We start from the raw sequence: 25,671 nt of genomic DNA, 5'->3' as shown, positions 1-25,671 counted from the left end.
AGCTATGAAGACACGAGATATGAACCGGGACTGGATCGCCACCGCAGCCACACTCAACAGCGCCCTGCCCTATCTACAGCGCTATGATGGAGCCATCGTCGTCATCAAACTTGGCGGACACGCCATGGGCAGCGACGAGGCGATGGAAAGCTTTGCCCGGGACGTGGTTCTGATGCGCCAGGTGGGTGTGAACCCGGTGGTCGTCCACGGCGGTGGTCCGATGATCAATGCAATGCTGGGCAAGTTGGACATTCAATCCGAATTCGTGAACGGCAAGCGAGTGACCGACAAGGCCACGGTTGAAGTAGTCGAAATGGTTCTGTCCGGGCTCGTGAACAAGCGCATCGTACAGGCGATCAATGATCAGGGCGGATCAGCCGTAGGCCTGTCCGGCAAGGACGCAGGCCTGATGGTCTGTGATCAGACGGATGCGTCGCTGGGCTTTGTCGGCACCCCGGCCGAGATGAATCCGAAGATCCTGCATGATCTGTTTTCACATGACGTGATTCCGGTCATTGCCCCGCTTGGTGCAGGCTGCGACGGTGAAACATTCAACGTCAATGGCGACACGGCAGCCGGGGCAATCGCTTCTGCGCTCAAGGCAGACCGTCTGTTGCTGCTAACGGATGTTTCCGGTGTCAAGAACGCGGCGGGCGAGGTCGTGACCGAACTCAAGGCCGGTCAGATAAGGGAAATGACCCGCGAAGGCACCATTGCAGGCGGTATGATACCCAAGACAGAAACCGCGCTGGACGCCCTGCACAGCGGCGTGCGGGCCGTCGTCATACTTGATGGGCGCGCACCCAATGCCGTGCTGCTGGAGCTGTTCACCGAACATGGGGCCGGGTCGCTGATACGCCCGGACTGATCCCCGCAAGAGAGGAGGAGGAGACATGACACATCTTGCACAGCCTTCCTCTGATCCTGACGCGACGCCTTATGAACAGGTTGAAAGCGCCGCCCATGATGCTGGTTTGTTGGTCATGGGCGCGCTGCATCCTCGCCATGTTGCAGCCAAAGACCTCGAAACCGGTACGCTGATCCTGTTGGGGGCCGGGCCGGAATTCTGGCCCGTACTGAAGGCCTCACCGGAATGGCACCAGACCGACCCCGTTGACCGATGGTCGCAAAGGGTCGTCGGTCAGATGGCCGAAAGGCTGGGCGCACAGGCGTATTTCCCGTTCGGCGGCCCTCCGTACACGCCATTCATCGACTGGGCGCTCAAATCTGGGCGGACGTTCAGCAGCCCGGTCGGGGCATTGGTGCATGATACCGTTGGGATGATGATTTCCTATCGCGGCGCACTGCATTTTACCGAAGAGTTCGCCATCCCGGCCCCTTCCGGCGTGTCGCCTTGCGAAAGCTGCGCCGCGCCTTGCACGACGACCTGCCCGGTCAGCGCGCTGAACGCGCAGGAGTTCTATGACGTCGCTGCATGCCACGACCATCTGGGCACCGCTGAAGGTCAAACCTGTATGGCGGGCGGGTGTCTGGCCCGCCTTGCCTGCCCCCTGAGCGCGGGCGCAGGACGCGACCCGGAACAATCGGCCCATCACATGAAATCCTTTCATCCGTCATGACCCGAATTCTGATCCTGACACGTCATGCGAAATCCAGCTGGGATAGCCCGGGTCTTGGCGATCATGACCGCCCGCTGAACAAGCGTGGACGAAAGTCAGCCCCGGCCATCGCTGCTTGGTTGCGTCACCACGGCTGGTTGCCGGATGAAGTCCTGAGCTCTACATCAACCCGCACCCGCGAGACATGGGATCGCATGGGTTTGCAGGCCGATAAAGTCAGCTTTCACAGCGCGCTCTACCACGCTGATTCAAAGGTCATGCTGCGGGAACTTTCAGGTGCTACGGAACCGGTGGTATTGATGCTGGGCCACAATCCCGGGATCGCCGATTTTGCCAACCGTCTGGTGCGACAACCGCCAAATCATACACGCTTTTTCGATTATCCAACCTGTGCAACAACCGTCATGTCGTTCGACTTAAACAGCTGGGCCGAGGTCCGATGGCAAACCGGGACGGTGCTGGGGTTCACCATCCCGCGTGAGTTGATCGAATAAAAAAAGGCGGGGCAATACCCCGCCTTAATTCTTTCAGCCTTTGTGCAGGTCAGTGACCCAGAATCTGGCTCAGGAACAGTTTGGTCCGCTCGCTTTGCGGGTTGTTGAAGAACTCTTCGGGTTCGTTCTGTTCCACGATCTGACCGGCATCCATGAAGATCACGCGGTTGGCGACCTGGCGGGCAAAACCCATCTCATGCGTCACGCAAAGCATGGTCATGCCTTCCTCGGCCAGTTCAATCATGGTGTCGAGCACCTCTTTGATCATCTCGGGGTCCAGCGCCGATGTCGGTTCATCGAACAACATGATCCGTGGCATCATGCAGAGCGAGCGGGCAATCGCCACACGCTGCTGTTGACCGCCGGAAAGCTGACCGGGAAACTTGTCAGCCTGCTCGGGGATTTTCACCTTTTCCAGGAAATGCATCGCCCGCTCTTCAGCCTCTTTCTTGGGCGTCTTGCGCACCCAGATTGGGGCCAGCGTACAGTTTTCCAGAATGGTCAGGTGCGGGAACAGGTTGAAGTGCTGGAACACCATTCCGACCTCGGAGCGAATCTTGTCGATGTTCTTCAGGTCATTCGACAGCTCGATACCGTCCACCACGATCTTGCCTTGCTGGTGTTCTTCCAGCGCGTTCAGGCAGCGGATCAGGGTGGACTTGCCCGAACCCGACGGGCCCGCGATCACGATCCGCTCGCCCTGATTGACGGTCAGATTGATGTCGCGCAGCACGTGGAAGGACCCGTACCACTTGTTCATGCTGTTGATTTCAATGGCGACCTCGTCGCTCACCTGCATCTTGGAGCGGTCGATTTCGCGGTCGATTGCAAGTTCAGACATGTGTTGAACTCCTTAACGATGATCTGTGGCAAGGCGACGCTCGAGCCACTGAGAATATTGAGAGATGCCGTAGCAGACGACGAAGAACAGAAGCGCGGCAAAGCCCAGAAGCTCCCAGTAGACGCCGTTCCATTCGGTCGACGCCAGGATGGGTCCCCGGATCATGCCCACCAGATCGAACATCGAAATGACCGAAACCAGTGTCGTATCCTTGAACAGGCCCACGGCCACGTTCACAATCCCGGGGATCGAGATCTTCAGCGCCTGCGGCAGGATGATAAGCCGCATCGCCTGCGGATAATCCAACCCAAGACTGTCTGCGGCCTCGTACTGCCCGCGCGGAAGCGCTGCCAGACCGCCGCGGATCACCTCGGCGATATAGGCGGACGAGAACATGGTGATCATGATCACGACGCGCAGGAACAGGTCGACCGTGCTGTCAGGCGGGAAGAAATAGGCCAGCATCACCGAAGCCACGAACAGCAGCGTGATCAGAGGCACGCCGCGGATGAATTCGATGAAGATGACGCAAACCCACTTGATCAGCGGCATGTTCGACTGTCGCCCCAAGGCCAGTGCGATCCCAAGTGGTACCGACAGCGACACACAGGTTACGCCCAGCATCATGTTCAGCATGAAACCGCCCAAATCACGGCTGGGAACGGCCGTCAGCCACGCATTCTCTGATGCGCCTTCCGGGATCAGGGCCCCTCCGACGTTCCAGATGACCAGTGCCGTCACAATTGCTCCGAAGAACCCGGCCGCAAAGTTGTTGTTGCCCAGCTTCTGGAAGACACCACCGGCGGCTATGCAGCCAACTAGTGCAACCAGAGGCACGAGGATCGTGCCACCCCAGATCAGCCAGAAAGCCAGGAAGGGATAGACCGCAGTGAACAACAGCATCTTGCGAGGCAAGTCAAAGAAAAGCACCGGCGCAATCGCTACCAGCATCAGCACAAAGGCCAGGTTCGGCCGCCAATAGGCATCGACGGGGTACTTGAACCCATAGATCAGCTGCGGCCAGCGTTCCGTCAGAACCGCGAAACAGGCTCCGGTCTTGTCCCCCAGAATCTCGCGGCATTCCGCCAGTGAGTTGGCATTCCACACTCCGTTCAGAATCCATGGCAAGGTATTCTTGAGAAGAATGTAGATCAGGATCAGCGACAGAACTGTCAGGATCGAGTTGACGACCCCTGAGAACAGATTCTCGCGCAGCCATTTGACGACGCCGGTCTCATTTGCCGGCGGCGGTGAGGGCGGGATGGTGCCTTCGGCCACGAAGGCGATCGGGTTTGTTGCTTGATCACTCATGGCTCAGCGCTCCTTCAGCTTGACGGAAGCGTTGTAGATGTTCATCCCCGTCGAAATCAGCAGCGAGGCCGTGAGGTAGAACAACATCAGTAGCAGAACGCATTCAATCGCCCGGCCGGTCTGGTTCAGGGTAATACCACCCAGTGTTGCGGTGATATCCGCATAGCCAACGGCAATCGCGAGAGACGAGTTCTTGGTGATATTCAGATACTGCGAGATCAGCGGCGGGATGATGACCCGCAATGCCTGGGGCAGGATGACCAGTTTCATGATCCGTCCCTGACGCAGGCCCAACGCGGCGGCCGCCTCGGTCTGACCTTTGCTGATCGCCTGAATGCCCGCACGCACGTTTTCCGCGATAAAGGCACCGGTATAGATCGACAGGGCAAACCACAGCGCAATCAGTGGACCACCGGCATTCAGTCCACCGCTGAAGTTAAAGCGCTTCAGCTCGGGGACATCCCAGGTCAGGCCCATGATGATCATCAACAGCACAAAAGGCACCAGCCAGATTGCCAGTTTCGGCAACAGCGTCGCGGGACGCTCGCCGGTTTCCTCCTGCTTCTTGGTCGCGCGTTTTTCGACTTCGCCACTGACGAACCACGATCCGATCAGGACGGCGATGACCAGCAACCAGTTCAGGGCTGTCGATGCAAACAGGCCATTGGCGAACTCGGGACGGGGAAAATAAATACCTCGATTGGTAAAGGCAAAGGACCCAAACAGCATTGAAGACGTCGGGTTTTCCCCCCGGAACGCGCTGGGCGCCGGCAACACGGCCGTCATGATCGTGAAGATGATGATGATCCAGATCAGAACCGGGATGTTCCGGAAGATCTCGACATATACTGCCATCAGCTTCGACACGAGCCAGTTGTTCGACAGTCTCAAAACACCCGCGATCACACCGAAAACCGTTGCGGTGATACAGGCCAGGAAGGCCACGAGCAAAGTGTTCAGCAAACCGACAAGTGCCGCGCGTGCATGCGATGACTGACTGTCATATTCAACAAGACGCTGGTTGATGTCGTACCCGGCGGAATCGCCGAGGAAAGCATAGGAAATATTGAGCCCTGCGGCCCTGAGGTTCTGGATCAGGTTGTTGCCCAGATACCAGATGGAAAGCGCAATGACGATGGCCGCAATCACCTGAAATGTAAGAGAGCGATAGCGGGTATCGTTTATGAGCATAGACAACCGAAAATCAGCTTTCGGTGGGTCAGTCATAGTCGACATATTTTGGGATCCCCGTGGCTTGCGAGCTGTTTCATTTCGGCGAGGTTTTCCCCGCTCTGCATCTGCCCGCAGCAATTTATTGTAGAAGAGGGCGCAGGTTGCCCCGCGCCCTCTTCCATTGATGCCTTAACGGAACGGCGGCGAGTACAGCAGGCCGCCTTCGGTCCACTGTGCGTTCAGGCCGCGCGCCAGGCCGATCGGTGTTTCTTCACCGATGTTCTTGGCAAAGATTTCACCATAGTTGCCGCCAGCTTTGATCGCTTTGGCCGCCCAGTCGGCGTCCAGACCCAGCATTTCACCCAGAGTGCCTTCTGTACCCAGCAGGCGGTTGATTTCCGGGTTGTCGGTGCCGGCGCTCAGCTCGTCGATATTTGCCGAGGTCACGCCCAGCTCTTCAGCCGAAATCAGTGCGTTCAGGGTCCAGCGAACAACGTCGCCCCACTCGTGGTCGCCATGACGGACCAGCGGGCCCAGCGGCTCTTTCGAGATGATTTCGGGCAGCAGGATGTGCTCGTCCGGCGCTTCGAAGGTGGCGCGGGTTGCGGCCAGGCCCGATGCATCGGTGGTGTAAACGTCACATGCACCAGCCAGGTACTGCTGCTGCGCTTCGGCGTTGGTTTCGATCGGAACCGGCTCGTAGCTGATGTTGTTGGCGCGGAAGAAATCGGCCAGGTTCAGCTCGGTGGTGGTGCCGGTCTGGATGCAGACACGGGCGCCGTCCAGTTCCTTGGCCGAGCTGACGCCCAGCGCCTTGGGAACCATGAAGCCCTGACCGTCATAATAGTTCACACCGGTGAATTCGAACTTCAGGTCGACGTCGCGGCTGAAGGTCCAGGTGGTGTTCCTTGCCAGCATGTCGATCTCGCCCGAGGCCAGAGCGGTAAAACGTGTCTTACCAGTGGTCGGAACGAATTCAACGGCGTTGGCGTCACCCAGAACGGCAGCAGCAACGGCGCGGCACAGCGATACGTCAAAGCCTTGCCATTCGCCATTTGCGTCGGGCGCAGCAAAACCAACCAGACCGGTGGTCACACCACAATTCAGCTTGCCGCGTGCTTTAACGTCGTCAACGGTCCCCGCCATGGCTGCGCCAGCAGCAAGACCGGCAATCGTTGCCGCGCCCAAGATTACGGATTTTTTCATTTTTACCTCTTCCTGATTTTCCGCCCCGTCCGAGACGGCTCTGCCCGGCAAGTGGATGCCGGATAGGTTACCCCAAAGGTGTCTCCCCTTTAGTGGCACCGAGTTTGGGCGTATTCATAAACAAACGTCAAGGGCCGGATCATCGAAATCGATGGATCAGGCCCCAAGCTGTTTACAGATTTGCTCAAAAAACCGGAATTTAGGATCAAACCGATAATTCAAAGAAGCGTTTGGCATGCATAAAGGCTGCTTTCTTGGCCTCGGCAACCTGATGGGCTTCTTCGTCATGGCCCCATTGTTCAATCTGCCAGGTTTCATCCAATCTTGAAATGCGCCATATTTCGTCCGGATTGCGCCAATTCATGGCGGCCGCAAAGCCAAGAATCAATGACCCCGACAGGCTGACCAGATCGTGAAAAGCGGCCAGTTGGAACGCATCCAGCCCGTGCACCCGAGATCGCAATATCGCCAGGGCGGATTCCGGCTGCGGTTGATGCAGGACGCCCGCAACCGGAACCAGACGGGCAGACAGCGCGGTCTCGGCCCAATCCAGGGCGGGATCCCATTCGGCGCTCTGACGATCCTGCAACTCCTGCGGGTGGGTTGCGCGATAACACAACAAATCGGAATCGCCATAATCGGCCAGCATGTCGGCCACTTCCCCGTGCTGGATGCGGACTTTGTCTATCGCTGCATTTGCAGAACGGGTGAAAGGCATCACGGCAGGATCAACTTCTTTTTCCTGCGCGTCCCATTCCCCTGCCACCGCTTCGGCCATGGGGCGGGTTGGCAGGATCAGGTCTGCCTTGGCGGGTGTTTTGACCCTGCGGCCATCCAGTTCGACGGTGAAGCCGCCATCAACCGCGACAACGGTGCTGTCCTTCCAAAAGCGTTTCGGTTTCCAGTCACTCATCTTTCAATTCCACATCCCAGCCAGCGCATTGGGCAACTGGTCAAAGGTTTCGATAATGCAAGAAGCTGCGGTCAGAGCCGATCGGTCGTGATAGCCCCAGGTGACGCCGATACCGCGAACACCGGCGGCCGCGGCCATATCCATGTCAAAGCTCGTGTCGCCGATCATCACTGCGCAGGCCGGATCGACCCCGGTTTCCGCCAATGCGGTCTGCACCATGGACGGATGCGGCTTTGACGGGTGGTGATCCGCGACCTGCCGGGTCACGAAATACGGTTCCAGCCCGTGGGCTTCGATCAATGCGTCCAACCCGCGCTGCGACTTGCCGGTTGCCACGCCAAGAAGCACTTCGGGCACGGCATGCAACGTTTCAATCGCCTCGCGCGCACCGGGGTACAGCGGCGAACTTGCCGCGCCCAATTCAAGACGATGGGCGTGATAGGCCACTTTATACCCGTCGACCAGATCGTTCTGGACCGAAAGAGGCTGTTCCGGCACCAACCGTGCGATGGCATGCGGCAGCGACAAGCCGACAATGGACAGGATCGCCTTTCGCGTCGGAACCGGCACGGAAGCGGCCTGAAAGCTGGCGGTCATGGAATGAACGATGCTGCCCTGACTGTCGACCAGAGTGCCGTCGACGTCGAACAGGACCAGCCGCAAGGGTGCGCTCATTGCAGCGCCTCAAACGGGTCGTCGGCCGCTAGATCCTCGCTCCATCCGAACGTGTCCCAGCTGTGCTTCATATGCTCGGGCAAGGGCGCCGTCACGGTCACTGGTTTCCGCGTCACCGGATGCAGGAAGGATAGCCGCCGTGCGTGCAGATGCAGCTTTTTGCTGATGATCCCACCCAGTTGCGCACCCCATCCGTCGCCAAGGTTTTCCTGCCCCGAACCACCGTATTTTCCGTCGCCGATAATCGGATGTCCGATTGCGGCCATATGCGCCCTCAATTGGTGCGTACGTCCGGTGATCGGCTCCATCGCGACCCAGGCGGCGCGGCCGGCAACGCGATAAAGGGTTGCATAATGCGTATGCGCGCGTTTTGCGCCCGGAGTGCTGTCAATTTCGTTCATGTGCACGGGGATCATCTTTTCACCCTCGCCGTGCTTGCCATGACCGGTCGCCTTGACAAGGCCGGTCTTGATCTCACCCAGGTACGGCGTTGGAACACCGGCAACCAGCGCCCAGTAGATCTTGCGCGTATCACGGTGACGGAAAGCGGCCGTCAAACCCTTGGCGGCCTCACGCGTGCGTGCCAGCAGCAGAACACCTGACGTGTCCTTGTCCAATCTATGAACCAGCCGAGGGTTCTCGTCATAGCCGAACCGCAGCGCTTCGGACAGGCTGTCAACATGCCTTGTCTGCCCGCTGCCGCCCTGCACCGGCAGACCATGCGGCTTGTTCAGCGCCAGAATGTGATCGTCGCGGTAGATCACGCAGGACTGGATCATCTTGGCATCCGCATCCGAGATGTGATGCTTGACCTCAGCCGGTTTGTGATCAGCGTCCGGCAAAGGCGGCACGCGAACAACCTGCCCTGCCTCCAACCGGGTCGAGGCCTTGGCACGGCTACCGTCAACACGCAATTCTCCCTTGCGGCACATCTTTTCAATGCGCCCCTGGCTGACATGCGGAAACAGGCGGCGCAGCCAGCGATCCACGCGCTGGTCCCCATCCCCTTCGGCGACTGTAATCATCTGCACGCCACTCATGCCATTACCCCTTTTTCCGCGCGGGTGATCCGCCCGGATTGCGTGTTTATCCGTGTCCCAGAAATCATGGGCGTCTGTCGCGCGCAACGCGGCAAGAGTCAAGGTATCAGGCTCTGGATCTCAGATGTTCGAGAAGTCGCCGTGCCGCCCCGCTCCATCCCGAAAACGGGCCGCACCAGCGGTTCCTTCGCGGCGAATGGCATCCAACCCGTTGGCCCATTCAACCTTCAGCGCGTCACGAACCGGCATTCCACGGGTTTCGATGATCGACCGGCGGTCTGCCCGAACGGCCTCTTGCGGGAAACGGGCGATATCATGTGCCATGTCTTCAGCCGCCTTTCGTGCTGCGCCATGCGGAACGACCTTTTCCGCCAGCCCAATCCTGTAACACTCCTCCGCCTCGACCTTGCGACCGGTCAGAGCAATCTCCAACGCCTTGCCCTGCCCCACCAGACGCGGCAACCTGACCGAACCACCATCCATCAGGGTAATCCCCCAGCGGCGGCAAAACACACCCAAGTAAGCCGTTTCCGCCATGACCCGGATATCGCACCACAAGGCAAGCTCCATTCCTCCGGCCACTGCCGCGCCTTCTATCGCGCCGATGACAGGTTTCGAAAGCTCCAGCCGCGACGGCCCCATGGGCCCCAGCGTTGACGGGGCCGAACCGATGGGAAAGCCATGTTTGTCGAAATACGCCTCGCGCCGTTCGGGATCGGCCAGCGATGCGGCAAGTTTCAGATCCCACCCTGCACAGAAATTGCCACCTTTGCCCCAGAATACCGCAGCCTTGGCCGAACTGGCCTCGAAACTCAGAAATGCCTCAACCAGAGCCTCGGCATGTTTCGTATCAACGGCGTTCCGCGCATCCGGCCTGTCATGAATGACGGTCCAGACATCTTCGGATTTTTCGATTGAAACCGGCATATCAAGTCCTCCCCTGCAAGCTTTGACCCAAGGGAAGCGTTCAATTTCAATCCTGTCGCTTGTGACGCAGCGGAACCTCCACGACTGACCCTGCGTTACTAGCTGTTCCGCTGTGTCCGCAGCTTGGCAAAATAATCGAGGCGTTTCTTTAGCTCACGCTCGAAACCGCGCTCGACCGGCTGATACAAAACCGGGCGTTTCATCGTCTCGGGGAAGTAGTTCTGACCGGAAAACCCGTCCTCGGCATCATGGTCATAGGCATAGCCCGCGCCGTAACCCTGACCCTTCATCAAAGAGGTCGGCGCGTTCAGGATATGCTTGGGCGGTGGCTCGCTGCCGGATTGCTTGGCCAGCCGCATTGCCGCCTTGTAGCCGACATAGGCGCCGTTGGATTTTGGCGCCAGGGCAAGATAGACCAGCGCCTGAGCAAGCGCCAACTCGCCCTCGGGTGAACCCAGACGTTCGTAGGTTTCCCACGATTGCAAACAAATGGCCTGCGCCTGCGGATCGGCCAGGCCTATGTCCTCGACCGCCATGCGTGTGATCCTGCGCGCAAGATACCGCGGATCTTCGCCCCCGGTTAGCATGCGCGCAAACCAATACAAGGCCGCATCGGGGTCAGATCCGCGCACCGATTTGTGCAGGGCCGAGATCAGGTTGTAATGTTCATCTCCGGATTTGTCGTATTTTGCAGCCCGCCGCATCAAACGCGTTGACAGCGCGTCGGGGTCCAGCGGCGCGTCCACTTTCCACGCCGAAACCTGTTCGATCAGGTTCAGCAAAGCCCGACCGTCGCCATCGGCCATCTCTTGCAACGCATCGCGGGCGGCAGGCGTCAATGGCAACGCGTGGCCCAGCTCTTTCTCGGCCCGCTGGGTCAGACGCTCCAGATCGGCAAGGCTCAACCGTTCCAGCACCAGCACCTGCGACCGGCTGAGCACTGCGGCATTCAGTTCGAATGACGGGTTCTCGGTGGTTGCGCCGACCAACAGGATGGTCCCGTCTTCCATATGGGGCAGAAACCCATCTTGCTGAGCCTTGTTGAAGCGGTGAATCTCGTCCACGAACAACAAGGTGCCCTGTCCGTTCTGGCGGCGTATCTTCGCGGCCTCGAAGACTTTCTTCAGATCCGGCACACCGGTAAAGATCGCACTGATCTGAACGAAATGCAGATCGGTTTCCTGTGCCAACAGCCGTGCAATCGTGGTCTTTCCAACTCCGGGAGGGCCCCAGAAGATCAGGCTGGACAGACTGCCTGCCGCCAGCATGACACCCAGAGGGGCCTCGGGGCCCAGCACCTGCTCCTGCCCGATCACCTCGGCCAGGGATCGAGGCCGCAACCGGTCAGCCAGAGGCCGGTGAGGAGAAGCGGCAGGTTCTGCCGCCCCGGTATCGAACAGATCACTCACAGGTCACAACCGGAACCGCAAAGAGACGGACCGCCCCCCGCGCACCAGACCTATCTGCACGTAACGGCCCGGATCGGTCAGCGCGGTCTCAACGTCCCGAGGGCGCTGGATCTCATCGGCATTGATGCTTTCAAGAATATCACCGGTTCGCAAACCCGCCCTTCCGCCATACGGGCCGGGATCCACCACGACGACACCGGTCAGCGACAGCGACAATCCCATCCTGGTGATCACCGCGGGATTGACCCGGGACACCACCAACCCCGGAAGAACGGTTCTGTCATTCAACGTCGTTTCTTCGGCGGCCGGAACATCGGGGGCTTTGATAAGCGCCACCTCGACATCTTCACTTTGGTCGCCGCGCAGACGGGTCAGAACCGAGGTTCCGCCCACTCCGGCGACCGACATCCGAAACTTCATCTCGGCGGGCGAATTGACCTCATCCCCGTCCACATGGGTTACCACGTCTCCCACTCTGAACCCTGCGTCGCGCAAAGGACTGAGCTCATGCAGATCAGAGATCACAACGCCCAACGGGATGGCCAGACCAAGGGATTCCGCGATATCCGCGCTCATGTGTTGACCCGACATTCCCGCCCACGGGCTGACGAAGGTTTCGTTTCCCTGCTGCGCCTGCTTGAGGAATTGCGCCACCAGATTGGCGGGGATGGCAAAGCCTATTCCGTTTGACCCACCCGATCGGGTCAGAATCGAGGTATTGATCCCGATCAGTTGGCCATTCACATCGATCAGCGCCCCGCCGGAGTTGCCCGGATTGATTGCCGCATCCGTCTGGATGAAATACCCGCGACCATTCCCGGTTGCCGTGCCCGTGCGCGCCAGCCCCGAGATGATGCCGGACGATACCGTCTGCCCGACCCCGAACGGGTTTCCGATGGCCAGGGCCAGCTCTCCAACCTCGACCTGATCGGAATCGCGAAGGGTCAGGTAGGGCAGGTCTTCGGCCTCTTTCAGCCGCAGGATCGCGATATCGCTTTCCTCATGGCCCAGCACAACCTCGGCCGAAAACTCGCGCCGATCCGTGGTGACAACCCGGATCTCGGTCGCAGAGCCAACCACGTGATAGTTGGAAACAACATACCCATCGTCAGACAGAATAACCCCGGAACCCAGCGAGTTTTGAACACGCTGACGGGGTTCGCCAAATCCCCGGCCAAAGAAATCCTGAAAGAACGGGTCCGAGAAAAACGGGCTAGCCCGGCCCTGCCGGACGATCTTGGCATAGATGTTCACAACCGCCGGCGATGCCTGTTTCACGACCGGGGCAAATCCCAACGAAATCTCGGCCTGTGACTGCGGAACTTTCGTTTCGGCCATTCCTTGCGTCGCGCAGGTCAAGGCAACAAGGGTCAGCATTACGCGGATCATGGTGGCTCCGTTTTTTGCGATTGGCCCAGATATGCTGACACAAAATCTGAATTGCAAGTCGGCGGTCGGGTATGCCCCGCAACATGTCGGACATGCCATAACGAAAAAACCTCCGTCCGGTTTCCCGAACGGAGGTTCGACCGTGACCTTGGGTCAGATCTTATTCTTCGTCTGCTGCCTCTTCGGCGGCAACGCGGGCTTTGTCAGCCGCACCTTTGGCGTCCAGATCACGATCAACGAATTCGATGATCGCCATCGGGGCCATATCGCCATAGCGGAAGCCAGCTTTCAGAATGCGGACATAACCGCCCTGACGCTCGGCGTAGCGGGGGCCCAGAACTTCGAACAGCTTGGCGACGTCTTTGTCTTCCTTCAGCTGTGCTGCGGCCTGACGGCGGGCGTGCAGGTCGCCGCGCTTGCCCAGAGTGATCAGTTTTTCAACGATCGGGCGCAGTTCTTTTGCCTTGGGCAGAGTTGTTTTGATTTGCTCATGCTCGATGAGCGAGCCAGCCATGTTCGCAAACAGCGCCTTGCGGTGCTCATGAGTACGGTTCAGGCGGCGATAACCACGTGCGTGACGCATTTTCTAGTTCCTTCTTTTGCGTTTTGCTTTGTCTGGCCGGCGATGCGTGTCACCGGCTCTCCTTGGGGCGGGAATGCCCATATGGTCCCCGGATATTCCCACTTTGGGCCGGGCATTGGGGAAGACGCGCTTAGAACGCGTCTTCGAATTTCTTGGCCAAATCTTCGATGTTGTCCGGCGGCCAATCCTCGACATCCATGCCCAGGTGCAGGCCCATGCCGGACAGCACTTCCTTGATCTCGTTCAGCGACTTGCGGCCGAAGTTCGGGGTGCGCAGCATCTCGGCTTCGGTCTTTTGGATCAGGTCGCCGATATAGACGATGTTGTCGTTCTTTAGGCAGTTTGCCGAACGGACCGACAGTTCCAGCTCGTCCACCTTCTTCAGCAGCAGCGGGTTGAACTCCAGACCATCGTCCTCGTCTTGACGGCTTGCCGATTCCGGCTCGTCGAAGTTGACGAAGATCGACAGCTGATCCTGAAGGATACGAGCGGCAAAGGCCAGTGCGTCTTCCGGCGTGATCGAACCATCGGTTTCGATCTTCAGGGTCAGTTTGTCATAGTCCAGAACCTGACCTTCACGGGTCGGCTGAACGTCATAAGCGACCTTTTTGACCGGCGAATAGATCGCATCAATCGGGATCAGGCCGATGGGTGCGTCTTCGGGCTTGTTCTTCTCGGCCGAGACATAGCCCTTGCCGGTGTTGACGGTCAGCTCCATGAACAGGTCAGCGCCATCGTCGAGGTGGCAGATGACGTGATCGCGGTTCAGAACCTCGATGCCGGCGCTTTCGCTGATGTCACCCGCAGTGACGACCGCGGGGCCTTTGGCATTGATCGACAGGCGCTTGGGGCCTTCGACTTCCATGCGCAGGGCAACCTGCTTGAGGTTCAGGATGATGTCGGTGACGTCTTCACGAACGCCTGCCACGCTCGAAAACTCGTGCAGGACGTTGTCGATCTGGACGCTGGTGATGGCCGCACCTTGCAGCGAGCTCATCAGGACGCGGCGCAGGGCGTTGCCCAGGGTCAGACCAAAGCCACGCTCCAGCGGTTCGGCAACCAGGGTGGCCTGACGTGCAGGATCATTGCCCGGCTTGGCTTCCAGCTGGGTCGGCTTGATCAATTCTGCCCAATTCTTGTGGATCATGTAATCCCTCCATTCCTGTCCGCGCCCCATGACCAACAAGGTGCAGACGCCCGAGGTTCAAAATGACGTGCTGGGGCCGTGCAGAAACACAGCCCCAGCTCAATTCAAAATCGCTTAGACGCGACGACGTTTCGGCGGGCGGCAGCCGTTGTGAGCAATCGGTGTCACGTCGCGGATCGACGTGATGTTGAAGCCCACGGCAGCCAGCGCGCGCAGTGCCGATTCACGGCCCGAACCGGGGCCCTGAACTTCGACTTCCAGCGTCTTGACGCCATGTTCCTGCGCCTTCTTGCCTGCGTCTTCGGCAGCCATCTGAGCGGCGTAGGGGGTCGATTTCCGCGATCCCTTGAAGCCCATGGTACCGGCAGACGACCACGAGATGGCGTTGCCCTGTACGTCCGAGATCAGGATCTTGGTGTTGTTGAAGGTCGAATTCACATGGGCAACGCCCGATGCGATGTTCTTACGCTCTTTGCGCTTAACGCGAGTCTTGTCACGTGCCATCGGTCAGACCCTCCCTTATTTCTTCTTACCAGCGATGGCCTTTGCGGGGCCTTTGCGGGTACGAGCGTTGGTGTGGGTACGCTGACCGCGAACCGGCAGGTTGCGGCGGTGACGCAGACCGCGATAGCAGCCCAGGTCCATCAAGCGCTTGACGTTCATCTGAACTTCACGACGCAGGTCACCTTCAACGGTGAAATTTGCGTCGATGTGCTCGCGGATGGCCAGAACTTCGGCGTCGGACAGTTCGTTGACGCGACGGTGCGCTTCAATGCCCACGGCTTCGCAGATCGCTTTGGCCGAGGTGTTTCCGATACCGGTGATATATGTGAGGGCGATAGGTACCCGCTTTGCAGTCGGGATGTTTACGCCGGCAATACGTGCCACGTGTCACTTTCCTTTTCGTTGCGGTTCCGTAACTCCAGAACCTTTTTTCACAACGCTTTACCGTGGCAGTGTGGCCAGAGGGTTCAGCATTAATCGAGGTGGTCGGGGCGGTTGGGACGAATCCCGCACGCGGTCTTGATTCCCTTTAGGGATGGGGGTCGATATGGGCTTTTGGCGGTGCCGTCAAGCCCATATTGAAATCAGCCGAGAATGGCCTCGATCGACGCTGTGACTTCCTTGATGTCCGCCAGCCCGTTCACGGGGCGCAGATCGCCCTTGGCGTAGTAATAGCCAATCAGCGGTGAGGTCTTCTTGTAGTATTCCATCAACCGCGTGCGCAGACTGTCTTCGTTATCGTCGGCGCGACGAACGAAGTCATTTTCCTTGCCGCAATTGGTGCATTTGCCGTCAGCCGGGATCGGCTTGGTCTTGTCGTTATAGACCTCACCACATCCGCCGCAGGTTGACCGCGCGGTAATCCGCTCCACCAGAGCATCGTCATCCACGCGCATCTCGATCACGGTATGCAGGGACTGGCCCAGCTTGGTCAGCAGAGCCGACAGCGCGTCGGCCTGTGCCAAAGTGCGGGGGAAGCCGTCAAAGATGAAACCGGCGCCTTTTTCGGTGGTCAGTTTTTCCTCAATCAGGCCGATCACGATCTCATCGGTGACCAGCTTGCCCGCGTCCATGATCGCGGCAACCTTCTGGCCCATTTCGGTTCCGCTGGTCTTGGCCTCGCGCAGCATATCCCCGGTGCTGAGCTGCACCATCCCGCGGGTCTCTACCAGGTGACGCGCCTGCGTTCCCTTGCCTGCCCCCGGGGGGCCCAGAAGAATGATGTTCATCGGCGAGCAGCTCCCTTTCTGCCGCGTTTCTTGCCTTTGCCGCGCAGCTGGGACTTTTCGATAAGCCCTTCGTATTGATGCGCCAACAGGTGGCTCTGGACCTGCTGGATCGTGTCCATGGTCACAGAGACGATAATCAGAACCGAGGTGCCACCGAAATAGAACGGAATGGCAAACTGGCCCCGCAGAATTTCGGGCAGCAGACAGACCGCCGCCAGATAGGCCGAACCCAGAACCAGCACGCGGTTGACCACGTATTCCAGATACTCGGCGGTTTTCTTGCCGGGCCGGATGCCGGGCACAAAACCGTTCTGCTTTTTCAGGTTGTCCGCCACATCGTCCGGTTTGAACGACACGTTGAACGTATAGAAATAGGCGAAGAACACGATCATCGAGGCAAAGAACAGAAGGTAAAGCGGCTGTCCGGGGCCGAAATTGGCCAGCAGCCACGACATGACCGGCCCGTTGGCAGCACCGGACGAGAAGGTCGAGATCGTGACCGGCAGCAGCAGCAGCGAGCTGGCGAAGATCGCCGGAATAACACCCGCAGGGTTGACCTTGACCGGCAAGTGGCTTGAGCCGCCTTCGTAGACTTTCATACCGGCCTGGCGGCGCGGATACTGAATGTGGATCTTGCGCAGGGCGCGCTCCATGAACACCACAAAGGTGATGACCGCGATGACCATAACGATCACGCCGACGATCACGGCAGGGCTGATCGCACCGCTGCGGCCGCTTGCAAAGAACTGCGCCAGAGCAGCCGGAACCTCGGCAATGATGCCGACGAAGATGATCAAAGAGATACCGTTGCCGATCCCGCGTGCAGTGATCTGCTCACCCAGCCACATCAGGAACATGGTACCGCCAACCAGCGTTATCATGGTCGACATGCGGAAATAGAGCCCCGGATCAGTCGCAAGATCGCCCGATTCCAGCGAAACGGCCAGACCATAAGCCTGAACGGTGGCCAGAGCCACGGTGCCGAACCGGGTATACTGGTTGATCTTCTTGCGCCCCTGCTCGCCCTCTTTCTTGAGCTGTTCGAGCGCGGGAACCATGGATGTCAGAAGCTGAACGATGATCGAGGCCGAGATGTAAGGCATGATGCCGAGGGCAAAGATACCCATCCGCCCCAGCGCCCCGCCGGTGAACATCGAAATCATGCCGCCGATGCCCTGCCCCGCCTGTTCCATGAATTCGCGCAAAGCTGCTCCGTCAATCCCCGGCACCGGAATAAAGGTGCCCAGACGATAGACGATCAGCAAACCCAGCGTGAACAGGATGCGGTTGCGCAGATCGGTGGCCTTGCCTAAAGCAGCCCAGCTTGTGTTGGCTGCCATTTGTTCTGCTGCTGATACCATAAATCGGTCTCTCTTATGCAAACGCCGCCCGGAACCGTTTTCCGGCTCGGACGGCGTCTTGGAAAACTCTGAGGTCTATGTAAGCGGGTCTTTGCCCGCTCACAAGCGATTACTCTGCCGCAGCAGCTTTTGTGACCTTCAGTGAACCGCCCGCTTTCTCAACTGCCTCGACGGCAGATTTCGAAGCACCGGTCACTTCCAGGTTCACCTTGGCGCTGATTTCGCCTTTGGCCAGAACGCGGATACCGTCCAGCTTGCGGCGCACCAGACCGGACGCGACCAGAGCGTCTTCGGTGATCGCAGCCGAAGCGTCCAGCTTGCCGGCGTCGACGAATTTCTGGATCAGACCCAGATTGATAACCGCGAATTCCTTGCGGTTCGGCTTGTTGAAGCCGCGCTTGGGCAAACGCTGGTACAATGGCATCTGGCCGCCTTCGTAGCCATTGATGGCCACACCCGAACGGGATTTCTGGCCTTTGATACCACGGCCACCCATTTTACCTTTGCCGGAACCCGGACCACGGCCGACGCGGGTGCGTTTCGGGCTGGCGCCTGGATTGTCGCGCAGTTCGTTCAGTTTCATGTCGCTTCTCCTAAGCCGGATATGACCCCGAAGCGTGATGGGCCAAACACGGCATTTCTTGGTTTTGATTCTCGTGGCGGAAAGCCACCGCAGGCGTATAGGCCCGATAACCGCACTTGACAAGCCTGTAGATTGCCTTGCGCCGCGGGATGCCGGCATGAGGTCTTGAGCCCAGTGTTACGCAAAGGGCACCTCTGCCGGCCTTTGACCGAAAAGTGACCGTGAAATGCAGCAACTTTTGCAAAAACCGCTTGCTATGTCGGGGTGGTCGTCTATCCGGTGGCCAGCAAACACTAGACTGGCAGGCGTATGACTGAACCCTCTCTCTCGCTCCGCGACAAGCCGGAGACCACCGCCGCACGTGACTGGGTAACAACGCTTGCCAAATATCGCGAACCGGACCAAATGCGCAGCGCTTTTGAGCTGGGCGTAAGCATTGTCCCCTTTTTCGGACTGTGGGCATTGTCCTGGATGTCACTTTCAGTCAGCTATTGGCTGGCCTTTGTGATTTCCGCCCTCAATGCGGCCTTTCTGTTGCGCTTGTTTGCCATCCAGCATGATTGCGGGCACGGCGCATTCTTCAAAAACCGGGCCGTCAGCGACTGGATCGGGCGCGGCATCGGAGTTCTGACACTGACACCATATGATGTCTGGCGCCGCAGTCATTCCACGCATCACAACAGTTCCGGCAACCTGGACAAGCGCGGGATGGGCGATGTCCACACCCTGACCGTGGCGGAATACCGCGCCAAAACACCACTGAACAGGTTCTGGTACCGCGTGTACCGGAACCCGATCACTCTGTTCGTGCTTGGCCCCGGTTATCTGTTTCTGTTTCAAAACCGCCTTCCGCTGGGCCTGACAGACAGCGTAAGGTTCTGGGTCAGCGCGATGGCGACCAATCTTGCGATTCTGGTTGCCCTTGTGGCCATCTACTATTTTGGCGGGCTGATGCCGATGTTGCTGATCTTCCTGCCGTCGACTCTGATTGCCGCAACGGCCGGAGTTTGGCTGTTTTATGTACAACACCAGTTCGAGAACACGCATTGGGACGCGGATGCAGACTGGCAACTGCATGAAGCGGCGCTGCACGGAAGTTCGCACTATATCCTGCCCTCGGTGTTGCAGTGGTTCAGTGCCAATATCGGCATCCACCATGTACACCACCTCTACAGCCGCATTCCGTTCTATCGTCTGACCGAAGTGCTGCGCGATCATGAAGAACTGGCGAACAGCAACCGGATGACCATCCGGGAAAGCCTCGCCAATGCGCGGCTTCACCTGTGGGACGAGAAGAAACGTCGTCTGTTGTCCTTCGCCGAGGCCCGCGCACTTTATGGGTAACGGGCATGCCCGGCGCTTTCGTTTCTGGAATCGAAGCGCATGCCTTGCGTCAACGGCAGGCGTGTGGCGCGGGATAGCCTCTATCCATCACGACGACTTTCTCGGGCGCGATTTTGACAAAGAATGCGCGCGTCACAAACCGGTATTCAACCGGTGCAAACGCAGGCGCGACTAAGGTGCCTTCATCCGGATCTTGGCTGGCTTGATCGCCCGCGCCTGGACGGGAAAGCGATCGCGATTGACGCAAGCCGCATCGCGACCTGCATTGCAGTGAAAAAGGCGGTGACCATCTGGTGACATGAACACCACTCTGCACGACATCAGTGATAACTAGGATTGACCGTTCAACCTGTTCGTCGATGCTGGGCAAGGCTGCGGCACCGTGAAAGAAAACTAGCCTCCCCGGGCCTGTGGACACGGCGGAAATCCCTCATGCCTTTGCAGAAATCAAACAAAATCCCTTGTCACACCCCCGCCCCGATGCCATATGCAAAGTGCTTACGTTTTTCTATTCGACCTACTGTCTCCTTCATCGGCAGTCAGTCTATCGATACAGACCGACGACGCCAGGCTGCCGCAACTCCGTGGGCAGCACTCAAACAGGAGACACGGATATGCCAGCAGGCACCGTAAAATGGTTCAATACCACCAAAGGCTTCGGCTTCATCGCACCGGAAGAAGGCGGCAAAGATGTATTCGTACACATCTCGGCTGTCGAACGTTCGGGCCTGACCGGTCTGGCCGACAACCAGAAAGTCACGTACGAGCTGCGCGCCGGTCGTGACGGCCGCGAAAGCGCCGACAGCATCCAGCTGGCCTGAGCTTGATATCGGGTGAGGGGATCCCCCTCGCCCCTTTCCCGCCACCACCTCGGGTGGCAGGCAGGACACATCACGTCCACGTGATGACTGCCCTAGAATTGACCAAATATCATATGATGATGAAATTGGTTTCAGTTTCATTGGTCATTCGACGAGGGTTTCGATGTTTACACGCCGTATTTTTCTGGCCGGAACAGCAGCAAGCATGTTGCCGGGCATCGCCCGCGCCAAAAAGGCGGTCGAGTATGATCCGACACCGCAATTCGTGCGCATCAAGAAACAGTTCGTACCAGGACAGCTGCTGGTCGCGCCCAGGTCGTTCTACCTTTACTTCGTCACGGAACCTCGCAAGGCGATCCGCTATGGCTGTGGCGTCGGCAAGGCAGGGCTGGAATTTACCGGCACAGCAACCATCGATGTGAAAAAGGAATGGCCGACCTGGCGCCCGACCGATGAGATGATCGAACGTGATCCCGTCGCTTACGCCAAATTCAAGGACAACGACTATGTCCAACCCGGCGGCGGAGATAACCCGCTGGGCGCGCGCGCGCTGTATCTGTTCCAGAACGGTGTCGACACCTATTTCCGCATCCACGGCACGACGCAGCCGCAGACCATTGGCCGGGCGGTGTCCAACGGTTGCATACGAATGCTGAACGAGCATGTGATCGATTTGTACAACCGGGTCCCGATCGGAACCGTTGTCACGGTCGTCTAGGTGCCCATGGATTGGCGCCTATTCCGCTCGACCCGCCTGATCAACAAGCTTCAGAACGGACGGCCCCAGTGATTCAACGATCTTTACCACCCCATCCGCGTTTGGATGTATTCCGTCCGGCTGCATGAACTGCGATACCGCACCGGGGTCGCCCTCGGCCGCAAGCCCTTCGAAGAAACTGGCGGCGAAGAGGACGTCGAACTCCTTCGCCAAGTCTGGGTACATTCCGTCGAAAGCTTGCTTGTAATCGGCCCCGTAGTTGCCCGGCGCCTGCATACCGATCAGCAGAACCGGTACATTCGCGTCTAGCGCCACGTCCAGGATCCTGCGCAGATTGGCCTTTGATACGGCAGGGTCGATCCCACGCAGCAGGTCGTTGCCGCCAAGGGCAACGATCATGCCATCCACATCCGGTGTCAGGGTCCAGTCCACACGTGCGGCCCCGCCCGCCGTCGTGTCGCCCGAAACACCTGCGTTGATGACGCGGACATCCGCGCCCTGCGTCTGCAACCAGCGTTCAAGCTGTGGAACAAACCCGCTTTCCTCCACCAGCCCATAGCCCTGAGTCAGCGAGTCCCCCAAAGCCGCAATCACCACTTGTTCGGCTGTGGCCGCAAAACCGCACCACGTGAAAAGGCCTGCCATCAAAGCCTTGCGCAACGTGGTGATCGCTCCATATCCCAAAAGACCGCTCCTTTTTCGGGTAGACCCATGACGACTGCTGTTCTCGCCCTCCAAGATGCCTCTTTGTCCCTGGATGGCAATGCCGGGCGGGTCGATATTCTGCATGACATTACGTTGACTGTGAACAAGGGCGAGACGCTGGGGCTTATCGGGCCTTCTGGCTCGGGCAAGTCTTCGCTGCTGATGTTGATGGCGGGGTTGGAGCAGGCGACGCACGGTCAAATCATGGCGCTGGGTCAAGACCTTACCGACATGGATGAGGACGCTCTGGCCCGGTTTCGGCGCGACAGTATGGGGGTGGTGTTTCAGAACTTCCATCTGATCCCGACGATGACCGCGCTTGAAAACGTGGCAACCCCACTGGAACTGGCAGGGCACAAGGATGCGTTCGACCGGGCCGAGCAAGAGCTGGACGCCGTTGGCCTGTCGCACCGTCGCGATCATTACCCGGCGCAACTTTCGGGCGGAGAACAACAGCGTGTTGCCTTGGCACGAGCATCTGCGCCGCGCCCCAAAATCCTGTTGGCTGATGAACCGACCGGGAACCTGGACGAAACCAACGGGGCCGCAATTGTTGATTTGCTGTTTGGTCTGCGCCGGAAATACGATGCAACCCTGGTTCTGGTGACCCACAGCCATTCATTGGCCGAAAGATGTGATCGGGTCGTTCGGTTGCGTGACGGCAGGATCGCCGAAGAGACCCGGCAGGAGGCCGCGGAATGAGCCTGCGGATGGCCGGGCGGCTCGCCCGCCGCGAGCTGCGCGGAGGCCTGAGCGGTTTTCGGATCTTTCTGGCCTGCTTGGCGTTGGGGGTCGCAGCCATCGCGGCCGTCGGGTCGGTGCGGCAGGCCATACAGGCTGGGCTTGCGCAAGAAGGGGCCTCGCTGCTGGGGGGCGATGCCGAACTTGAATTCACCTATCGTTTTGCCGATGAGGCAGAGCGCGCCTGGATGCAACAGACATCCGTCCAGATGTCCGAGGTTGTCGATTTCCGCTCGATGGCCGTTGTGCCCGGCGCGACAGGTCCGGAACGAGCGCTGACTCAGGTTAAGTCGGTCGACAACGCGTACCCACTTGTCGGCTCGGTACGGCTGGAACCCGAGATCCCGCTGGAAGACGCCCTGAACGGTAGCTCCGGCTTGCCCGGGGCCGTGATGGAACCTGTGCTGATGGACCGGCTTGGGTTGTCCGTCGGTGATCGGTTTTCACTTGGGACGCAAGAGCTCATCCTGACGGCTGGCTTGCTGGACGAGCCCGACAGCGCGGCGGATGGGTTTGGCCTTGGGCCGCGCACTCTGGTGCGAACCGAGGCATTGCAGGCGTCCGGTCTGCTGGAACCCGGAACGCTGTTTTCAACAAAGTACAGGATGATCCTGCCCCGGAACGCAGATCTTTCGGATGTATCCGCAAGGGCCGACGCGGCATTCGAAGGCACGGGAATGCGCTGGACGGATGCACGCAACGGTGCCCCCGGGATATCCGAGTTCGTCAATCGCCTGAGTGCATTTCTTGTCCTTGTCGGGCTGTCCGGGCTTGCCGTCGGAGGCATCGGCGTTTCTGCCGCCGTGCGTGCTTATCTGGGGCAGAAGACGGAAACGGTTGCGACTCTGCGCACCTTGGGGGCCGATCGCGCCACCATTTTTCAAACCTACATGATTCAAATTGGCGTTCTGTCCGTCTTCGGGATCGCGATCGGCCTGACGCTGGGTGGATTGGCGCCGCTTGTTCTGGCCCCGCTGCTGGAAAGCCAATTGCCGGTTCCAGCAGTGTTTTCCCTTTATCCACAGCCGCTGATCGAGGCAGCAATATACGGTCTGCTCACAGCGTTCCTGTTCACCCTTTGGCCACTGGCCCGCACCGAAGATGTGCGCGCCGCGACGTTGTTTCGCGACGCGCTGAGCTCGGCCCGCCCCTTTCCACGTCTGATTTACGTCGTGGCAACGGGTGCCGGGCTGTTGTTGCTGATCGCCCTGGCATCATGGTTCAGCGGCTCGACGCGGCTTACTGTCTGGACCGGCGGCGGGCTTGTCGGTGCACTGGCGCTGTTGGCCCTCGCCGCTTATGCCATTCGCAAACTGGCCCGGGCTGGGACTTCGTTGGCCCGCGGGCGACCCACAGTCAGATGGGCGTTGTCGGCCATCTCGGACCCACGCGAAGGTGCAGGATCTGTGGTTCTGTCACTGGGGCTGGGCTTGTCGGTGCTGGCTGCGGTCGGGCAGATCGACGGTACCCTGCGCAACGCCATTTCGGGCAACTTGCCGGATGTCGCGCCGTCGTACTTCTTCGTAGACATCCAGAGAGATCAAATGCCCGGCTTCACCGAACGCTTGCAAAGTGACCCCGCGGTCAGCCGCATTGAAAGCGCGCCGATGTTGCGCGGGATCATCACGCAGATCAACGGCCGGCCCGCTCGGGACGTGGCCGGAGATCACTGGGTGCTGGAAGGGGATCGCGGCGTGACCTATTCGGTTCAACCGCCGCCGAACGCACGCCTGACCGCAGGGGAATGGTGGGCCGAAGATTACGCAGGTGCACCCCAGGTCAGCTTTGCCGCAGAAGAAGCCGAAGAGATGGGCCTGAACCTGGGCGACCAACTGACCGTCAATATCCTGGGGCGAGACATCACGGCAGAGCTGACGTCCCTGCGCGAGGTGGATTTCTCTACCGCGGGAATGGGCTTTGTCATGTCGATGAACCCCTCTGCGCTGGCCGGTGCGCCGCACAGTTTTATCGCGACGGTCTATGCCGAAGAACAGGCCGAGGCGGCCATCCTGCGGGATCTTGCCGGCCAGTTCCCCAATATCACGGCCATCCGGGTGCGCGACGCCATTGATCGTGTCTCGGGCCTGCTGGCAGGCATCGCCGCAGCGACCTCGTACGGTGCAGGAGTATCGCTGCTGACCGGATTTCTGGTTCTGATCGGCGCAGCGGCGGCGGGCGAACCTGCCCGCAGATACGAAGCAGCGATCCTCAGGACATTGGGTGCAGATCGTGGCAGTATCCTGCGCAGCTTTGGCCTGCGATCTGTTCTGCTTGGGGCCGCTGCGGGATGCGTCGCGCTGTTCGTTGGCATTCTGGGCGGCTGGGCCGTTGCCACCTACATCTTCGACACAGAGTTCACGGTCATCTGGTCATCGGCCTTCGGCATCGTTCTGGCCGGGATAGGCGTCACGTTATGTGCTGGGCTGGCATTTGCCCTGCGTCCACTTTCGGTGCGTCCGGCGCGCATATTGCGCGCGAGCGATTGAAATCAGCGCACGCAGGCCACGGGCTGCAAGAGCCTCAGCAGCGGATCATTGTCACATACCAAAGCATCCAGGGTAACATCGTCCAGGGACGCATAGAACACCTCTGCCGCGTCCTGAAGCGCAAGCCTCAGCCGGCAGGCATCCGTGAGCGGGCACGTGTTGTCAGCGTCGGCGAAACACTCGGCAAGGGGCAAAGCCCCTTCAACATGCCGGAACACCGCACCGATGCGTATCTGATCCGCCGGGCGCGCCAGCGACATGCCACCGTTTCGACCGCGCTGCGTGCTCAGATAGTTCAGCTGGCTCAGCTGATTGATCACCTGCGCCAGATGGTTTTCCGAAATGTTGCACACTTCGGCGATTTCGGATTTCGTGACCAGCCTGTCCGGGTGAGCTGCGCAATACATCAACAGGCGCACAGCGATATTCGTCCTTTTGGTAATCCGCATGAGGGCCTCCCTAAATTCAAGATGCAACCTTATTGCATGTCC

At 59.2% G+C, this 25,671-nt stretch carries 27 protein-coding genes; 8 read left to right on the top strand and 19 right to left on the bottom strand.

Features of this window, described 5'->3' with window-relative positions; translation table 11 throughout:
* The first annotated feature begins 4 nt into the window (after positions 1 to 4).
* The 3 genes from argB to FIU92_RS01755 are packed head-to-tail and all read left to right on the top strand — an operon-like array spanning position 5 to position 2,074.
* Entirely contained in the window at positions 5 to 868 is an 864-nt protein-coding gene (gene argB, locus FIU92_RS01765) for an acetylglutamate kinase (RefSeq protein WP_152456922.1), read from the top strand.
* Between the two features lie 25 nt (positions 869 to 893).
* A complete protein-coding gene (locus FIU92_RS01760) occupies positions 894 to 1,580 on the top strand; it encodes a ferredoxin (RefSeq protein ID WP_152456921.1) in 687 nt (228 codons plus the stop codon).
* Positions 1,577 to 2,074: a histidine phosphatase family protein gene (locus FIU92_RS01755; protein WP_152456920.1), complete on the top strand. Its 498-nt coding sequence runs from the start codon at positions 1,577 to 1,579 to the stop codon at positions 2,072 to 2,074. Before FIU92_RS01760 ends, FIU92_RS01755 begins: the two co-directional genes overlap by 4 nt.
* 49 nt (positions 2,075 to 2,123) lie before the next feature.
* On the opposite strand, the gene FIU92_RS01750 is transcribed toward FIU92_RS01755, so the two are convergent.
* The 17 genes from FIU92_RS01750 to rplO all read right to left on the bottom strand — a co-directional run bounded on the left by FIU92_RS01750 (position 2,124) and on the right by rplO (position 18,365).
* Positions 2,124 to 2,915: an amino acid ABC transporter ATP-binding protein gene (locus FIU92_RS01750; RefSeq protein ID WP_152456919.1), complete on the bottom strand. Its 792-nt coding sequence runs from the start codon at positions 2,913 to 2,915 to the stop codon at positions 2,124 to 2,126.
* Between the two features lie 12 nt (positions 2,916 to 2,927).
* Positions 2,928 to 4,226: an amino acid ABC transporter permease gene (locus FIU92_RS01745; RefSeq protein WP_152456918.1), complete on the bottom strand. Its 1,299-nt coding sequence runs from the start codon at positions 4,224 to 4,226 to the stop codon at positions 2,928 to 2,930.
* Between the two features lie 3 nt (positions 4,227 to 4,229).
* Complete coding sequence (locus tag FIU92_RS01740; RefSeq protein WP_152456917.1) at positions 4,230 to 5,462, bottom strand: amino acid ABC transporter permease; 1,233 nt, start codon at positions 5,460 to 5,462, stop codon at positions 4,230 to 4,232.
* Between the two features lie 126 nt (positions 5,463 to 5,588).
* Positions 5,589 to 6,605: an amino acid ABC transporter substrate-binding protein gene (locus FIU92_RS01735; protein ID WP_152456916.1), complete on the bottom strand. Its 1,017-nt coding sequence runs from the start codon at positions 6,603 to 6,605 to the stop codon at positions 5,589 to 5,591.
* 205 nt (positions 6,606 to 6,810) lie between these two features.
* A complete protein-coding gene (locus tag FIU92_RS01730) occupies positions 6,811 to 7,518 on the bottom strand; it encodes an ATP12 family chaperone protein (RefSeq protein ID WP_152456915.1) in 708 nt (235 codons plus the stop codon).
* 3 nt (positions 7,519 to 7,521) lie between these two features.
* Positions 7,522 to 8,193 (bottom strand): HAD-IA family hydrolase, encoded by a 672-nt coding sequence (locus tag FIU92_RS01725; protein ID WP_152456914.1) that lies wholly within the window; start codon positions 8,191 to 8,193, stop codon positions 7,522 to 7,524.
* Positions 8,190 to 9,233, bottom strand: a complete 1,044-nt coding sequence (locus FIU92_RS01720; protein WP_152456913.1) for an RluA family pseudouridine synthase — start codon at positions 9,231 to 9,233, stop codon at positions 8,190 to 8,192. Before FIU92_RS01720 ends, FIU92_RS01725 begins: the two co-directional genes overlap by 4 nt.
* Positions 9,234 to 9,353: 120 nt before the next feature.
* On the bottom strand, positions 9,354 to 10,160 hold the full coding sequence (locus FIU92_RS01715; protein ID WP_152456912.1) for a crotonase/enoyl-CoA hydratase family protein: 807 nt from the start codon (positions 10,158 to 10,160) through the stop codon (positions 9,354 to 9,356).
* A gap of 98 nt (positions 10,161 to 10,258) precedes the next feature.
* Positions 10,259 to 11,569, bottom strand: coding sequence for a replication-associated recombination protein A (locus FIU92_RS01710; RefSeq protein ID WP_152456911.1), 1,311 nt, complete (start codon positions 11,567 to 11,569; stop codon positions 10,259 to 10,261).
* 3 nt (positions 11,570 to 11,572) lie between these two features.
* Positions 11,573 to 12,958 carry a trypsin-like peptidase domain-containing protein gene (locus tag FIU92_RS01705; protein WP_152456910.1) on the bottom strand — a complete coding sequence of 462 codons (1,386 nt, stop codon included), beginning with the start codon at positions 12,956 to 12,958 and terminating at the stop codon, positions 11,573 to 11,575.
* Positions 12,959 to 13,118: 160 nt separating this feature from the next.
* The gene (gene rplQ / locus FIU92_RS01700; RefSeq protein WP_152456909.1) at positions 13,119 to 13,541 is read right to left on the bottom strand and encodes a 50S ribosomal protein L17; all 423 of its coding nucleotides are present in this window, start codon (positions 13,539 to 13,541) and stop codon (positions 13,119 to 13,121) included.
* Between the two features lie 130 nt (positions 13,542 to 13,671).
* Positions 13,672 to 14,688 carry a DNA-directed RNA polymerase subunit alpha gene (locus FIU92_RS01695; RefSeq protein WP_117870179.1) on the bottom strand — a complete coding sequence of 339 codons (1,017 nt, stop codon included), beginning with the start codon at positions 14,686 to 14,688 and terminating at the stop codon, positions 13,672 to 13,674.
* A 114-nt stretch (positions 14,689 to 14,802) separates the two neighbouring features.
* Positions 14,803 to 15,192 carry a 30S ribosomal protein S11 gene (gene rpsK, locus FIU92_RS01690; protein WP_008757289.1) on the bottom strand — a complete coding sequence of 130 codons (390 nt, stop codon included), beginning with the start codon at positions 15,190 to 15,192 and terminating at the stop codon, positions 14,803 to 14,805.
* 15 nt (positions 15,193 to 15,207) lie between these two features.
* A complete protein-coding gene (gene rpsM, locus FIU92_RS01685) occupies positions 15,208 to 15,576 on the bottom strand; it encodes a 30S ribosomal protein S13 (RefSeq protein WP_008757392.1) in 369 nt (122 codons plus the stop codon).
* A 200-nt stretch (positions 15,577 to 15,776) separates the two neighbouring features.
* A complete protein-coding gene (locus FIU92_RS01680) occupies positions 15,777 to 16,421 on the bottom strand; it encodes an adenylate kinase (protein ID WP_152456908.1) in 645 nt (214 codons plus the stop codon).
* Positions 16,418 to 17,782 carry a preprotein translocase subunit SecY gene (gene secY, locus FIU92_RS01675; protein WP_152456907.1) on the bottom strand — a complete coding sequence of 455 codons (1,365 nt, stop codon included), beginning with the start codon at positions 17,780 to 17,782 and terminating at the stop codon, positions 16,418 to 16,420. The genes FIU92_RS01680 and secY overlap by 4 nt, the downstream gene beginning before the upstream one ends.
* A gap of 109 nt (positions 17,783 to 17,891) precedes the next feature.
* Positions 17,892 to 18,365, bottom strand: coding sequence for a 50S ribosomal protein L15 (gene rplO / locus FIU92_RS01670; protein WP_152456906.1), 474 nt, complete (start codon positions 18,363 to 18,365; stop codon positions 17,892 to 17,894).
* A gap of 309 nt (positions 18,366 to 18,674) precedes the next feature.
* On the opposite strand from rplO, the gene FIU92_RS01665 reads away from it, so the two are divergent.
* The 3 genes from FIU92_RS01665 (at position 18,675) to FIU92_RS01655 (ending at position 21,248) form a co-directional block, all read left to right on the top strand.
* Positions 18,675 to 19,709, top strand: coding sequence for a fatty acid desaturase (locus FIU92_RS01665; RefSeq protein ID WP_152456905.1), 1,035 nt, complete (start codon positions 18,675 to 18,677; stop codon positions 19,707 to 19,709).
* 614 nt (positions 19,710 to 20,323) lie between these two features.
* Positions 20,324 to 20,530, top strand: coding sequence for a cold-shock protein (locus FIU92_RS01660; RefSeq protein WP_152456904.1), 207 nt, complete (start codon positions 20,324 to 20,326; stop codon positions 20,528 to 20,530).
* Positions 20,531 to 20,693: 163 nt separating this feature from the next.
* The gene (locus FIU92_RS01655; RefSeq protein WP_152456903.1) at positions 20,694 to 21,248 is read left to right on the top strand and encodes a L,D-transpeptidase; all 555 of its coding nucleotides are present in this window, start codon (positions 20,694 to 20,696) and stop codon (positions 21,246 to 21,248) included.
* Between the two features lie 18 nt (positions 21,249 to 21,266).
* On the opposite strand, the gene FIU92_RS01650 is transcribed toward FIU92_RS01655, so the two are convergent.
* Positions 21,267 to 21,893: an arylesterase gene (locus FIU92_RS01650; RefSeq protein WP_152459810.1), complete on the bottom strand. Its 627-nt coding sequence runs from the start codon at positions 21,891 to 21,893 to the stop codon at positions 21,267 to 21,269.
* A gap of 66 nt (positions 21,894 to 21,959) precedes the next feature.
* On the opposite strand from FIU92_RS01650, the gene FIU92_RS01645 reads away from it, so the two are divergent.
* Together FIU92_RS01645 and FIU92_RS01640 are read left to right on the top strand one after the other, a co-directional pair.
* Entirely contained in the window at positions 21,960 to 22,655 is a 696-nt protein-coding gene (locus tag FIU92_RS01645; RefSeq protein WP_152456902.1) for an ABC transporter ATP-binding protein, read from the top strand.
* Entirely contained in the window at positions 22,652 to 25,180 is a 2,529-nt protein-coding gene (locus tag FIU92_RS01640) for an ABC transporter permease (RefSeq protein WP_152456901.1), read from the top strand. The genes FIU92_RS01645 and FIU92_RS01640 overlap by 4 nt, the downstream gene beginning before the upstream one ends.
* A 2-nt stretch (positions 25,181 to 25,182) precedes the next feature.
* Here FIU92_RS01640 and FIU92_RS01635 read toward each other — a convergent pair whose 3' ends face one another.
* Positions 25,183 to 25,629, bottom strand: a complete 447-nt coding sequence (locus FIU92_RS01635; RefSeq protein ID WP_152456900.1) for an Rrf2 family transcriptional regulator — start codon at positions 25,627 to 25,629, stop codon at positions 25,183 to 25,185.
* Between the last annotated feature and the right edge of the window lie 42 nt (positions 25,630 to 25,671).

The sequence above is a fragment of the Ruegeria sp. THAF33 genome, assembly GCF_009363615.1.
Lineage (GTDB): Bacteria > Pseudomonadota > Alphaproteobacteria > Rhodobacterales > Rhodobacteraceae > Ruegeria.
The sequence above is the reverse complement of the archived record's forward strand: the minus strand, read 5'-3'. Positions and strand labels throughout refer to the sequence as shown.